This window comes from Mariniflexile ostreae (genome assembly GCF_042427585.1).
Lineage (GTDB): Bacteria > Bacteroidota > Bacteroidia > Flavobacteriales > Flavobacteriaceae > Pseudalgibacter > Pseudalgibacter ostreae.
Genome location: NZ_JBHMFC010000001.1, coordinates 60534 through 74734 on the forward strand (window position 1 = coordinate 60534; position 14201 = coordinate 74734).

Annotated in this window: 10 protein-coding genes; 1 reads left to right on the forward strand and 9 read right to left on the reverse strand. The window is 35.3% G+C overall.

Annotation, left to right across the window (positions count from 1 at the left end):
- Positions 1-23: 23 nt before the first annotated feature.
- The 8 genes from ACFFU9_RS00275 to ACFFU9_RS00310 form a co-directional block, all read right to left on the reverse strand.
- The gene (locus ACFFU9_RS00275) at positions 24-1349 is read right to left on the reverse strand and encodes a TlpA family protein disulfide reductase (protein WP_379859352.1); all 1326 of its coding nucleotides are present in this window, start codon (positions 1347-1349) and stop codon (positions 24-26) included.
- Positions 1350-1561: 212 nt separating this feature from the next.
- On the reverse strand, positions 1562-4948 hold the full coding sequence (gene mfd / locus ACFFU9_RS00280) for a transcription-repair coupling factor (RefSeq protein WP_379859353.1): 3387 nt from the start codon (positions 4946-4948) through the stop codon (positions 1562-1564).
- Between the two features lie 142 nt (positions 4949-5090).
- Positions 5091-7895, reverse strand: a complete 2805-nt coding sequence (locus ACFFU9_RS00285) for a hypothetical protein (RefSeq protein WP_379859354.1) — start codon at positions 7893-7895, stop codon at positions 5091-5093.
- 34 nt (positions 7896-7929) lie between these two features.
- Positions 7930-8937, reverse strand: coding sequence for a hypothetical protein (locus ACFFU9_RS00290; protein ID WP_379859355.1), 1008 nt, complete (start codon positions 8935-8937; stop codon positions 7930-7932).
- Complete coding sequence (locus tag ACFFU9_RS00295) at positions 8927-9724, reverse strand: fimbrial biogenesis chaperone (protein ID WP_379859356.1); 798 nt, start codon at positions 9722-9724, stop codon at positions 8927-8929. The genes ACFFU9_RS00290 and ACFFU9_RS00295 overlap by 11 nt, the downstream gene beginning before the upstream one ends.
- A 90-nt stretch (positions 9725-9814) precedes the next feature.
- Positions 9815-10360, reverse strand: a complete 546-nt coding sequence (locus ACFFU9_RS00300; RefSeq protein ID WP_379859357.1) for a hypothetical protein — start codon at positions 10358-10360, stop codon at positions 9815-9817.
- 380 nt (positions 10361-10740) lie between these two features.
- Positions 10741-11277 carry a hypothetical protein gene (locus ACFFU9_RS00305; RefSeq protein ID WP_379859358.1) on the reverse strand — a complete coding sequence of 179 codons (537 nt, stop codon included), beginning with the start codon at positions 11275-11277 and terminating at the stop codon, positions 10741-10743.
- Between the two features lie 84 nt (positions 11278-11361).
- Positions 11362-12225 carry a helix-turn-helix domain-containing protein gene (locus ACFFU9_RS00310; protein WP_379859359.1) on the reverse strand — a complete coding sequence of 288 codons (864 nt, stop codon included), beginning with the start codon at positions 12223-12225 and terminating at the stop codon, positions 11362-11364.
- Between the two features lie 366 nt (positions 12226-12591).
- On the opposite strand from ACFFU9_RS00310, the gene ACFFU9_RS00315 reads away from it, so the two are divergent.
- A complete protein-coding gene (locus ACFFU9_RS00315) occupies positions 12592-13023 on the forward strand; it encodes a tellurite resistance TerB family protein (protein WP_379859360.1) in 432 nt (143 codons plus the stop codon).
- 79 nt (positions 13024-13102) lie between these two features.
- Here the strand turns inward: ACFFU9_RS00315 and fbp are convergent, their stop codons facing one another.
- Entirely contained in the window at positions 13103-14107 is a 1005-nt protein-coding gene (gene fbp / locus ACFFU9_RS00320; RefSeq protein ID WP_379859361.1) for a class 1 fructose-bisphosphatase, read from the reverse strand.
- Between the last annotated feature and the right edge of the window lie 94 nt (positions 14108-14201).

The window sequence follows — 14201 nt, forward strand, 5'->3', positions numbered from 1 at the left end:
GCCTATAAACAGGAGCGCCTAAATTATCCTTTTAAAAAAACCTCTAATTCTGTTACACTCTCTGGTTTCTCTATTATTTTTTTATCTTTATTTAGTACAAAAAAACTGGGTGTTGCCATTATACCGTAATCGGTTCCTATATTATTATCCGATTTCTCTAAACTGAGCACATGGATAAACTCTGGATAAGGTTTCGTTTTCAGCTCCCATTGTTTATCGTCAGCTTCCAAAGCAATAGCAATCACCTTAATTTTACTTTTTTCTTGTGTTTTTACAAAAGCCTGTAATTTGGGCATGTCATTTAAGCAATGTGAACATTCACTATTCCAAAAAACAATAACATAGGTTTCAGCAAGCTTTAGTTCACTTAATTTTTTAGATGTCTTTTTATCTCCTTGCTTAAATTCTATAGAAAAATCGGGAGCACTACTTCCAATAGAGGTTTTTTGGTATTTTATAAGGGCATCCAGAAGAGGTTTATCATTTAAAGCTTTGGCAAGAGCTATCAAATACGTTTCAGCAATATAATTGGCAACGGCCTCATAGTTTAAATCTGCCATTTGCTGCCATAACTCGGATAGCAAATTGCTTTTTGTTGTATCGGGTGCTGGCTTAATCGCCTTGTAAAATACATCAATATTCTTTTTATAATTGGCTACTTTGCTTTTATCATCCGCAGAGACCCCAAACACATAATTGAGCATCTTTTCAGTTAAAAAATTCGAACTTAAAAGCGTTTGGTTTTTAAAATCAATATTATTAAAATAATGAGCTCTTAAATTTTTAGAATAAAGACTTACATCTTCATAATTTTTTGGAATATAAGGTCTGTTTGCTTTTATAAAATGTAAAGCGATGGTTCCCTTTGCCGCTTTTTCATAACTAGTTTGGGTATCACTTTGAGCTTTAAAAATAGCCTTTAGTGCTAAAGTGTCCTTATTTTTTTGACGAAAATAAACCCCTATGCTTTGCATAACTTTTGACATGCTGTCGGTATAAGACCTCAACAATCTATTTTCAACAGATTTTTTAAAATTAACCCCAGTTTCAGAATTAAACGTTAGTTCTACATCTTCTTTTCCATTGTAAATAATATCAAAATTATAATCCTCCTGTGGTACAGCATATACCAGTCTGTAAATACCCTTCACGTTTGTAGAATCGAGTTGAAACTTAAAACTTCCGTCTTTTTTTATTTCAGCATTTTTCACATATACAGAAACCGTAGGCGTTACTTTATAAAGCAATGCAAACTTATAATCTTCTGGAGGCGAAAAAACTCCTTTTATAGCATGCTGGGCAAAAAGAGTGTTTGAAAATAAAATCGCTAATAAAAGAAAACGTGTCATGTGTTAATTAAATTAATGGAAACCAGATACCAAAATACAGCTGGTTCAATTTTTATAGAGTGTATATTAGAACAACAAAGATATTAAGCTAAAAAATGGGCAATACCATAGTTATTCATAATATTAATATTTTAAGTTTACTACTTTTAAATCCAAAATTACAAAAAACATAGGTTCTTTAAAGCTTCGTTATTAATGCAATAGATTAACAACTAAACCACAATGGGCTGTAAAGCTTGCAACGCTGCTTTTATCGTTTTTATGTTTTCGAAGGTTAACATAAGTCGCAACCCATTTCGGGTCTGTTTCTCTTTCATCTTACAAGCATTGGGGTGCGTTTGCACAAATTGCAATACTTTAGTAAAGAAGGAGCTTTGATAAAAGTTACTTTGTTGATCATTTATAAAATAACCAATTAATTTTCCTTGTTTCATAATCACCTTCTCAAAGCCTATTTTAGTGGCCAACCATTTAATTTGGACACTATAGAGCAAATCGGTAACTTGTGTGGGCAATTCTCCAAAACGGTCTATTAAATCCAACTCGAAATTATGCAGTTCGGCTTCCGTTTTAATATTATTAAGTTGGGTGTATAGGTTAAGGCGTTCTCCAATATTATTAACATAATCGTCTGGAAAAAGTAGTTCGAAATCAGAGTCAATAGTTACATCTTTTACATAAACCTTATCTTCCTCCTCCTCATTATAAAGGTCTTTAAACTCATTCTCCTTAAGTTCTTCTATGGCTTCATTTAAAATCTTTTGATAAGTATCGAAACCAATTTCATTAATAAACCCGCTTTGCTCACCGCCCAATAAATCTCCTGCGCCACGAATTTCTAAATCTTTCATAGCAATATTGAAACCACTCCCCAATTCTGTAAATTGTTCTAAGGCTGTGATTCTTTTTCTAGCATCATCGGTCATGGCCGAATATTCTGGTGTAATAAAATAACAGAATGCTTTTTTATTGCTTCGTCCTACTCGACCACGCATTTGGTGCAAATCACTTAATCCAAAATTATTGGCATTATTAATAAAAATAGTATTGGCATTAGACACATCAAGTCCGCTTTCTACAATCGTGGTGCTTACTAACACATCAAAGGCACCATCCATAAAAGCCAACATAAGCTGTTCTAATTTTTTACCTTCCATTTGCCCATGGCCAATACCGATTTTAGCATCCGGCACCAAACGCTGGATCATACCCGCTACTTCTTTAATATTTTCAATACGGTTATGGATAAAAAATATTTGTCCCCCACGCTCAATCTCATAGCTTACCGCATCTCGAATAACGTCTTCACTAAACCGAACCACGTGGCTTTCAATAGGGTAACGATTAGGTGGTGGTGTGGTTATTACCGAAAGGTCACGAGCCGCCATTAAGCTAAACTGCAAGGTTCTAGGTATAGGTGTTGCCGTTAAAGTTAACACATCTACATTGTCTTTTAAGGTTTTTAATTTTTCTTTTACTGCCACTCCAAACTTTTGCTCTTCATCTACTATTAGCAGTCCTAAATCCTTAAATTTTACATTTTTATTAACCAATTGGTGTGTCCCAATAATAATATCCACGTGTCCATTTTCTAAATTTTCTAGAGTTTCACGCTTTTCTTTAGCCGTCCTAAACCTATTTAAATAATCTACAGTTACGGGAAAATCTTTTAAACGCTCACTAAATGTTCTAGAGTGCTGGTATGCTAAAATGGTGGTAGGAACCAAAACAGCGACCTGTTTGCCATTATCAACAGCTTTAAAAGCTGCCCGAATAGCAACCTCTGTCTTGCCAAAGCCTACATCCCCACATATTAAACGGTCCATAGGGCGTTCGCTTTCCATATCGGCCTTTATATCTGCAGTAGCGGTACTTTGGTCTGGTGTATCTTCATAAATAAAAGACGCTTCAAGCTCATGTTGCATGTAGCTATCGGGATCATATTGAAAGCCTTTTTCTGTTTTTCGTTTGGCGTACAATTTTATAAGGTTAAAGGCAATATGCTTAACCCGCGATTTTGTTTTTTCCTTTAATGTTTTCCAAGCGTTACTACCAAGTTTATAAACTTTTGGTGGTTTACCGTCTTTTCCATTAAACTTCGTGATTTTATGTAACGAGTGGATACTTAAATACAAAATATCGCGCTCGCCATACACCAGCTTAATCGCCTCTTGCTTCTTACCTTCAACATCTATTTTTTGGAGTCCACCAAAACGTCCAATACCATGATCGATATGGGTTACATAATCGCCAATATCTAAATTTGTAAGTTCTTTTAAAGTTATCGCTTGCTTTTTGGCATATCCATTTTTAACATTAAATTTATGATAACGCTCAAATACTTGATGATCGGTATAACATACAATTTTAGCATCATGATCGATAAAGCCTTGATGCAACGATAAGCTAATCGCTTTATAAGGTTTAACTTCCAGGTGAGAATCGTCAAAAATATCATGAAAACGCTTGGCCTGCTGCTCACTCACACAAGCGATATAGTTGGTATAGCCGTTATCGTAATGCATATTTAAATCTTCAATCAACAAATTAAATTGCTTATTGAAAGAAGGTTGTGGCGTGGTGTTATAAACTATAAGATTATGGACTGAACCCTCGCCATTTTGCAACTCATTAATATTACTGAAGGTAGGTGAAGCACCAAACTCAACTATTGAGAAATCCAATAATTGCCGTTTTAAAAGTTCTGAATTACAAAACAGCTCATGCGGTTGGGCATGGCTAAGTGCTGTAGAAAGCGTTTTAAAAGCCTCTTCTGCTTTTGCATAAAAGTCGTCTATTCTTGAAAAAAGTAAATCTGCGTTTTTTAAATAGACTACCGTTTTTTGGGCAATATATTTTAAAAAGCTCTGCCGACTATCTTGTAGCGCCTTATTGGCAACATTAGGAATGATATTGACTTTCTTGATTTGCTCAATAGACAATTGTGTTTCCACATCAAACGTTCTAATACTATCCACCTCATCACCAAAAAATTCAATCCGGTAAGGCTCGTCATTTGAAAAAGAAAACACATCCACAATACCCCCTCGCACCGAAAACTCTCCAGGTTCTGTAACAAAATCTACACGTTTAAATTGGTATTCAAACAAAATTTCATTTACAAAATCTATAGACAACTTATCTTGCAACGAAATTTTTAGAGTGTTACGTTCCAGTTCTTTTCTGGTAACCACTTGCTCAAAAAGAGCATCGGGGTACGTCACGATTATGGCTGGTTTTTTTTGTGAATTAATACGGTTTAATACCTCGGCACGCAGCAAAACATTAGCATTATCGGTTTCCTCTATTTGATAGGGCCTACGATAGCTGCCAGGATAAAAAAGCACATCTTTTGCTCCACAAAGTTGCTCTAGGTCATTTAAGTAAAAAGCAGCTTCTTCCTTATCATTAAAAACGAGCAAAAAGGGTTTATCGGTGTCTTTAAAAGCACTCGAAATAACAAAGGAAAATGCAGAGCCTACAAGGCCTTTTAAATGGATCTTGCTTTTTCCGAAATTTTCGGAACAGGCAATAGCAGCGTGCAGATGTTGCGTTTGCAAAGTCTGTGCATAGGTTTGAGACAATATCGTTTTACTCACCTAAAAATCATGTTTTAAGAGTGCAAAGATAAGGTTTACAATTATTTTTTTAATAGTTTAGAACAAATTCCTATATGTAAGTCCTTTAGGAAGTGATTTTATCTGTGTACAGAGATGGAAATACTTACACAAGAATCATTACTTAATTGCCAAAGCGTTTGACTTTAATTGTTTTTTGTTCTGCTAGAATTTTAAAAGGCTCTAACTGCGTTCTCTTTGCTGATTTAATTGTGAAAATAAAACTAGCTTGTTCGCAGTAGGTTTTACTGGCTAACGAACTTTCGTCTAATGTAATTTGATAGGTCCCATTTGGCAAAAATGCCGTAAACTCTCCGTCGTTATTGGTCATAGCGCGCTGGATATGCTTCCCATTTTTAGAAATATTAAAAAGGATCCCTGCTGTTTTGGGTTGAAATTTTTGAGCGGTTTTAGCATCATACTCATATATTACTTTACCTGAAACAGTTCCGTTTTGATGCAAAGGAATAGAAAGACGCTGATTATACGAGTTCAACTCAATCACCGCTTCTTTAGTAAACCAGCCTTGTGAAGCCACAGATTTAATGGTGTAAGTGCCAAAAGGCACAGAACGATATACCAGTAGACCTTTGGAATCTGTTTTAAAAACAGCATTATTGAGGGTTACAAGATAATCCGGTGCCATTTCATCACCTTCATCAAAAATATTGTTTGCATTTTTATCGTAGTAAACCTGTGCTGTTATTTTTCCTTTTCTTGCTACTGAAGGCGCTTTTCCTTTGAAATTGAACGTCAGTCCCGCTTCTAAAGTAAAGAGCTCATTATTAGATGAAAAACCAGCGTAATGCGCATTCTTAATTTGATATTGGGACCAAGATGTGTTTAAAAACACACGGTAGCGAGAAGTGGGCTGATAATATAGGTTCAAAAAAGCCGAAGCTGTTTTACCTATTGAAAAGTCATTGGTATAGGTCATACCAGAATTAAAAGAGAGCTTGTTTTCCAGAACATTTTTGTTGGCTGAAAGCGAAACCATGAAACGCTGGTAGGTCTCGTCCTCATTATTGTTTGTGTTTTGATTGGCAATCGCATACTCCGACAAATAAAAACTCCCATATTGATAGGCCGTATTGGCATTTAGCCACAAATACCGATACGTGAGGTTACTTTTAAATTGAGGCTTAATGGCACTACTAGTTGCATATTTCACAATTCCCTCTTCCATACCTAACAATACGGAGTGTTTTTGGGTTTTACTAGACCAATTAAAATTATTTACAATACGATTTGCCCACATTTCCGAAGGCATGGTTGCCATAATGCCACTGTAATTTGTAGCACTAGTGCGTGTTTCTCTTTGATGCTGAAATCCAAGAACCATCCCAACTAGTTTTTTTCGAGGAAAATTAATCCCTGTATTTAAGCGAATATTAGAGGATTCCATATTCATATTATAGGTATATGACTTAGGCGAATAATTCGAAATAAAAAAATTTGAATAAGCCGACCGATTTTTGGAAAGGTTTTTAAATGCATTTTGATAAAGCTGTAATACGCCCCGCCTATTTCCTGGAAAATAAGCACTACTTAAAAAATAATTCCCAGATAATTTTATGTTTTTTATATCGCCAGAATATTGGGCTTCTAAAGCAAAAGAGGATTGGGTTTTGTCTATAACATCATAATCGCTTAGTGCTGCATGGCCTTTTAAGTTTAAACGCCATACCTCATCAAAACTGTGGGCTCTTTCAATACTTACCATATGGTTTTGCGAATGCTCTATGGCATCCTCTTTAAAAGCATACGTGCCAGAAGTGTAGTCATTCGATTTCCGGTCTTCGAAAACATGAGTAGCAAACGCACCATAACCTCGATTTAAAAAAGCATTGGGCTCTACTAAATTATAATTTTGATCTATAAATCCAAACTCCAGTGTTCGGGTTTTAGCTTTATTGCTAGCACTGGCTTGAATACCACGGCCGTATAGCGACATTTCTAATTGCTGACTAATATTCCCAATTTTAAGTTGATAATTTTCCAAATGATACGCCAAAAACGTATTAGTTACATAAGGTGTATCTGTATTTTCCGCCATATAAATATTGCCATTAATAGCGAGGTACCCGGCAGAAAGATCCATGTCGGCCGAACCAATAATTTGATAGATATTAGTATCTGGCCCTATTTTCCTATAAGTGGTTGTTAAGCTGTTGCGCTGATATATTTGAGACTGCCTTATGGCTTGCATATCTTGGTGCTGCTTTACCGAAGAGATGTTTTGCACCGTGATACTTAAATTACCAAACAGCTCTTTTCCAGAACCACGCATAGCGGCCACTTGAACGGTAAATTGTGGCAAGTCCAATAACGCCTTTGGGGGTGAAAAATGTAGGGTAAAATCGGTGTCTTTTTGAAGGTTTACCTGGGCCTTTTGTTCAAAAAAATTCTTTTCTCCCGTAAGTCCAGGGATACTAAACACCACTAAAGCGTCTTGTATTTTATTTCCCAAATTACTCACACTTACCTTTAACGCTAATGAATCGTTAGAATTAGTCATTAACACCATAGGGGTGTCGGTGTAAAGACGCATAGTGTTATTTTCTTTAACGGTTTGCTGAGCCTGCTGGGTTTGAAGTATGTTTTTATCAGCATCCAAGAGCTCTATTGCCAATATAGACGTGCCTACTTGTGCAGACTGTTGCCTAAGTAATTTTGAAGAAACAAAATAGTTTTCTTCAGGGTCTAAAGACACTGCCACCTCTTGATTAGAAATAACCCGAAAGCCTTCTGGTGTTTTTACTCGTAAGTATCCTTCAAATGTGCTTTCTGTTGTATTTGTAATACCAATTAAAACATCAATAAGATTCGATTTTGCCCTTCCTTCTTCAACCTCAACCGTCATTTTAAAGTCTTGCTGTGCATAGGACGCCAAACAAAATAAAAGCACAAAAAGAGAAAGAAGTTTCATAGAAACAGAATTGAGCATACTTGGGGAAAGTGTTTTAAAGAGGTGTAATTACATATTGCAAAGTCGTGGTGTAATTGTCCATGGTTGCATTAATAAGATTTACGTCGTTCGGGTTACTCCTATAGGTAATACTAAATTTAGTAGGAACGCCTTGAGTTGCCTCTCCAGAAGCTGTTTTTTGCAAATTTTCACTTATTGAAATGGGAAAGACCACACCCGTATTACCAGCACTTGGGCTTAATAAAAGCTTTACGGTATTAAGGGGGAGTGTGTTTCCTGCGCTAGATATAAAATTGCTTTGCAACGATTTAACTTGTATTTGATAATTAGTATTAGCATTTATGCTAAGCCCATTCGTATAAGTTACTTGGGTTCCTTGTGTATAATCTTTAATAGTTTTAAGTTCCAACAGGCCGTTAGCCGCATTGGCATCAAGTTTTATTGAAAGTTGCGGCGTTTCTGGAGGTGTTCCGGTTAGTCTACTTATTTGCACCTTATAATTAACATCTACCTTTCCTAATATATTGTTATTTTTATCGTATGCTGTAAACTGCAATGGTATAGGAAACTCGATATATGCAGGGTATTGCGCCAGATAAGCTCCACCTTCTATAGTTAAATTGTATCGCAATTCAAGAGCATAGTAACTGCCCTCGTTACGTAAAGGAGCATTAGCATTAGGCACTAAAAACATTTCCTGCTGCTCCTGAAGCACAACATGTATAGGCATACCAATTTCGGCCATTGTTGGGGATCCTGTTGTAGACTGAGAAGATGCAGGCTGAAAACTCACTTTGTTGGCAGGAAAAACATAACCATTTGAAGTTATGGTATTTTTTAATTTGACCGAGAGTTTCCAGTTTGGATAATTAAACAGGGTGTTTCCCGAAAAAACGAAGGTATTTGCATTAGATGACGTTTGCCCACTATAAGATCCAACAGTCATATAATTATTACTCCACCCCGTAAAATTAACATTTTGAGCCACCACTGTTGTAAACGACCCCATTAAAAAGATAAGATATAAAATATTAGTCTTCATAGGTAAATGTTAATTCAGCCATTTCTATACTGGTATCCTTTCCATAATCCATAATAACAGTTGCTACGTATGTCCCATTTTCTAAGTCTTGAGGTAACGCGATACGGGACTCTCTATAATTTCCGGGCATGGTATAAAATACAAGATCATCTAATGTTGTTTTTTTACCAGTCTCCGTATTTAATATTTCAGAATACATAACGCCATCGGTCCAAATATTGCCTTGATTTTCAAAATGAATATCTATATGATGGGTATCTTTATCGAAAATCATATTTTGTACTTCTATTTTTTTAATCTTCTCTATAGTCGTACGATGAAATAACTTTATACCGGAACGTATACTTATTTGCATATTGGCACCCGCTTTCGTAACATCGTCTATGGGATTCATTTGTGTAACATATAGCATGGCGGTATGGACAGGGACATTGTTAGAAAGTTTTGTTGGTATGGTTAGAATGACTTCTATGTGTTTGGTTTCTCCAGGTTGTAGCGAAAAATAATTTTCATCGTTTGGGATGCTTACCCAACTAGCGCAAGATGTAGCCAAACTATCTGCGGGAAACATCACATTATTCCCTTTAACATCGTATTCCCAATCGCCCATACTTATGGCTAGATCTAAGCTATTGGATGTGCTCACGTTGGTTACCGTAATTTTCTGAGTGTTATTCTCTCCCATTCCGGCTTCATAATATACCCGAGGCGGCGACACCGAAAGCCCTGTCTGTGCATACAAAAAGGCTTGCATTAGGAAACATAAAAGGAAACTGTTTTTTTTCATTAGAAATACTAATCGTTTTATTATAAACATAAAAAAGTGCTATATAAACAATATAGCACTTTTTTATAATGTATTACAGTTAAATTATAATTATTGTGCTGTAATGGTATAAGTCAATTGTGTTGTATAAGTCGTTGGGTTTTGGCCTGCAATATACTTATCAACATAAGCGTCTCCACCAGCTGCCCCATAGGTTATATTTACATTTTTATTAACGGCTCCTTTAGTCGTTGATAAAATGGCTTGATTTTCTGCAGATAAAGAAACCGTTGGCTTGTATGCCGCAGCATCGATAGCAGCAGTACCATCGGTAGCTGTTATTTTTATATCGCTAGCAGCAATGTTTCCATTTACTTCTGATCCATTTGTTAATTCTGTACCTGCCGATTTTACACTTACTTGGAATCCACCTGTACTATATACTTCTAAATGGTTTGCTTGTGCAAGCGTTACCCCATTCGAATAATCATCAGCAGTAACATAATCTAAATTCACCGTTTTTTGAGACGTATTTACCGTAATAGATTGGATAGGAGATAAGTTTACATTTAAAGTAACCACATCTGTTGCTGGAGTCTGTGCATTAACAGCGAATCCTAAAAGTAGTGCTAAAGAAGCTAAAATTGTATTTTTCATTTTTATTTTATCTGTTTAATAATTTGTTTGTTTCTTTGTATTGACGGTGCAAATATAGACCCAACATCTCGGTCTATTTTTATTAAAAACTGCATAAAAATTGTTAATTTAAACCGGAATTCCCTAGACTTTACCGATGGTCATGCGAAATCTGCACTTCATCCTTAAACACAATATATTGGTTTATAAATGAGATAAAAAAAAACAAATTGGTATTAAAAGACATGCTGTTTTTTTAAAATCAACAAAAACAAAACTATGAGCAAATGAAGATTGATAGCCCACTTTAAAACACAGAAGCATGTCTTATACTTTATGTCGTATAAATAAAAGAAGAAAAAGTATTTTTTATTAAAGAGACAAAAAGCCTTAACTTGATATTATTGCGCTGTAACGGTATAGGTTACTTGGGTTTTAAAAACCGTTTGGACCTTACTAGCTAACGCCATATTGTTATAAGTATTTGCCCCTGCCCCCTTATAGGTTATGCTAATATTACGAACACCACCACCTTTTGAGTTAGACAGAATAATGGCCTCTTCTGAAGACAAAAAGGGCATGGCGTATGTGGCATTGGAAAAAGCATTTGTTGTACCTGCAGAGGCAGCAACCTGTATAGTATTGGCTGCAATAACATCTGGCAGTCCAACAGCTCCCGAATGCATTAAATGTCCATCTGATTTTACAGTTATTACCATACCAGCTGTACCAGAAACCGTTAAGTGATCGGGCTGTAAAACATCCACACCACTTTCATACTTAGCAGCAGTATCATATACCAAATCGACTTCGGTCGTATTCACCTTCAAGGTTTGAATGGGATGTAAGTTTATGTTCAGAGTGACGGCACTTCCTGTTTGCGCTGTAATGGCACCTCCTAAAAATAAAACTAAAGTAATTAAAACAGCATTTTTCATAACTCAAGTATTAAAAAACATAAACGATACTCTACGACTTTACTTTTATTCTATTTCAGAATAAAAACCATTTCAATTTAAAAATTAAAAAATGGCGTACTCAGCTTTACGCAAATCACTAGGGCTATTGCCGGTGTGCTTTTTAAAGAAAGCACTAAAATTCCCTTCATCGCTAAAACCTACCTCATGAGCAATTTCGGCTATAGTCAGGTTTGAATGCTTTAATTCCCGTGTACTTTCACTAATTATTTTATCAATAATGATTTGTTTGGCCGGTTTTCCAAACCAAGACTCGGTTATTTCTGTTAAGCGTCTTGGAGTAACGTGTAAAGCTTCAGCATAATAACTCACGTTTCGACTGTTCTTGTATTCTTTTTGTAATAATACGCGAAATTGGTTTGCTGTATCTATATAAAGATAATTTCCTTTTAGTTGGGTCTTACGATCTTCTATATAATACAATCCATTAAGGATAAGAATTTCGATACAGTTATGCACTAAAGCAACATATAAACCTGTATGTTTCTTTTCTTTAAACATAGCAAGTCTATCTATAAATATTTTTTTTACTTCTTCCACAGATGCTACAGAAGAGGTAATATACACATCATCTTGGGTATTGAAAAAGAGTTCTGAGTTTAACAATTGACTATCCGCAGCAGATTGCTCATAAAAAGCAGCATTAAAAACAAATACATACACCTGCCCCTCATTTTCGCAGTCGGCACAATACGTTACATCTGTAAAGGGTGCAAGAAAAACAAAGTTACCCGCTTCAAGATCATATTTCTTATTGTTGATTAACATTTGAGTTCTATTCATCACTAAATAAATCACAAAATAACCCATAGTATTAAATTGGCGATTACCATGGTTTCTTTTTATAATTTCATCAAGAGCATGAATACTGAATCCATTTGCTTTAAGTTCAGGTGTTATTTTATACATACAGCTTGGGGCTTAAATTTTTTCAAAAACTTGTTGTAGCAAGTTAATGAAAAACTAGAACAATTAAGAACTTTTTAGAAGCAAAAAACCGGAGTATTTAAAATTGTTTAGAATTATGTTTTTTACTTAAAAACACCATAATTTTCGCATAAAACACAAACTATTATAGAAAACTCTAACTTAAATAACTTCTTTTTATTATATCTTTGTGAGTACTCATACATAAGCTTAATTAATAAACTGTTATCCGTATAGACTAGCTTATGTATAGAACATAACCAAAAATCTTCTTTTTTTTTCATAGCAATACACATTATAAATATGAAAAAAATATAGGGTTTCACAATTTTAAAAAAATAAAAATATATGTCGTTTTCAGATTTATTTGATAGTGGGTTTAAAAAGCGTAATGAGGATCATTTTGCAGCTATTGTAAGAGTAGCCATGGACGATGGAAGCATTTCGGAAGAAGAAAAAGCTTTTTTAGACAGGCTCGCACAAAATCTAAATATTGGTGTTGAGGATTACAAACTTATATTAAAAGATTACAAATCACACCCCATTAACCCACCGGTTTCTTACGATATGCGTTTAGAGCGTTTATACGATTTAGTGCGTATGGTATATGTTGACCCTATTGAAGGCAATCAAGAACATAGTTTATTGAAAAAAATTGCGGTTGGGCTTGGGTTTCATGCCGTAAACGTTAAGTACATTCTAGACAAAGCCTTAACTTTGGTCAAAAATGGTGCCGACTTAGACTTATTTATCCAAGAAATAAAAAATATGAACACCTAGTAAGTCTTAGGATTTACACATATAAACAGCGGCTGAATAACGTATTGATAAACACTCATGCAGCCGCTTTCTTTTTCTTTTAAGCGTTTTTCATAAACTCTTCTGCTTTTTCCACCATCAACCTACTACCACAAACGAAAGGCACACGCTGGTGCAGTTCTGTAGGCTCAATATCCATAATTCTAGTATACCCATCACTAGCTTTGCCACGGGCTTGTTCGGCTAAAAAAGCCATAGGATTGCACTCGTATAGCAATCGCAATTTTCCATTGGGATTTTTAGAGCTTTGTGGATAAAGATAAATGCCTCCTTTTATCATGTTTCTATGAAAGTCTGAAACTAAAGACCCGATATACCTGCTCGTATATGGGCGATCCTCTTCTTCTTTCTGACAATATTTAATATAGTTTTTGATACCCTGTGGAAAATGGATGTAGTTACCTTCATTCACAGAATAAATAGAACCGCTTTCTGGAAACTCCATGCAAGGGTGAGACAAATAAAAAGAGCCTATTGCAGGGTTTAGAGTAAAACCGTTTACACCATCACCAGTTGTGTAAACCAACATCGTAGAGGTGCCATAAACAATGTAGCCCGCCGCCACTTGCTCGCTACCTTTTTGCAAAAAATCTTTAAGCATAACAGGTGTTCCTACAGGAGTTACGCGTCTATAAATTGAAAAAATTGTCCCTACGGATACATTTACATCAATGTTCGACGAACCATCTAAAGGATCGATCAATACCACATATTTATTCTGGTGGTTTTCATCTTGGCTATTTATAGTTATAAAATCGTCTTCTTCTTCACTGGCAATGCCGCAAACAATATTTCGCTTGGTAAGCGTCTGTATAAATTTTTCATTAGCATATACATCTAATTTTTGCTGATCTTCACCTTGAATATTTGTATCGCCCGCAGCTCCAATAATATCTACCAGACCTGCTTTGTTCACTTCATGGTTTACTATTTTTGCAGCCAATCGTAGTGAGTTTAAAAGGCTTGACAATTCGCCCGAAGAGTATTGAAAAGAAGATTGATTTTCAATGATAAATTCGCCTAAAGTCTGTTTTTTATGAGTCATTAAAAGAACATTTTATTTTTGCAAATATCTGAAATCTTTTACAAACTACATCGATTTCGTTACATTTAAGATTTCCATACCATCAAGTTTAAAC

Bases quoted from the DNA above. Each gene is read 5' to 3' on its own strand.
- ACFFU9_RS00315 (WP_379859360.1), top strand. From the start codon at position 12,592: ATGTCGTTTTCAGATTTATTTGATAGTGGGTTTAAAAAGCGTAATGAG.
- ACFFU9_RS00300 (WP_379859357.1), bottom strand. From the start codon at position 10,360: ATGAAAAATACAATTTTAGCTTCTTTAGCACTACTTTTAGGATTCGCT.
- ACFFU9_RS00305 (WP_379859358.1), bottom strand. From the start codon at position 11,277: ATGAAAAATGCTGTTTTAATTACTTTAGTTTTATTTTTAGGAGGTGCC.
- ACFFU9_RS00285 (WP_379859354.1), bottom strand. From the start codon at position 7,895: ATGAAACTTCTTTCTCTTTTTGTGCTTTTATTTTGTTTGGCGTCCTAT.
- ACFFU9_RS00275 (WP_379859352.1), bottom strand. From the start codon at position 1,349: ATGACACGTTTTCTTTTATTAGCGATTTTATTTTCAAACACTCTTTTT.
- ACFFU9_RS00295 (WP_379859356.1), bottom strand. From the start codon at position 9,724: ATGAAAAAAAACAGTTTCCTTTTATGTTTCCTAATGCAAGCCTTTTTG.
- ACFFU9_RS00310 (WP_379859359.1), bottom strand. From the start codon at position 12,225: ATGTATAAAATAACACCTGAACTTAAAGCAAATGGATTCAGTATTCAT.
- ACFFU9_RS00290 (WP_379859355.1), bottom strand. From the start codon at position 8,937: ATGAAGACTAATATTTTATATCTTATCTTTTTAATGGGGTCGTTTACA.
- fbp (WP_379859361.1), bottom strand. From the start codon at position 14,107: ATGACTCATAAAAAACAGACTTTAGGCGAATTTATCATTGAAAATCAA.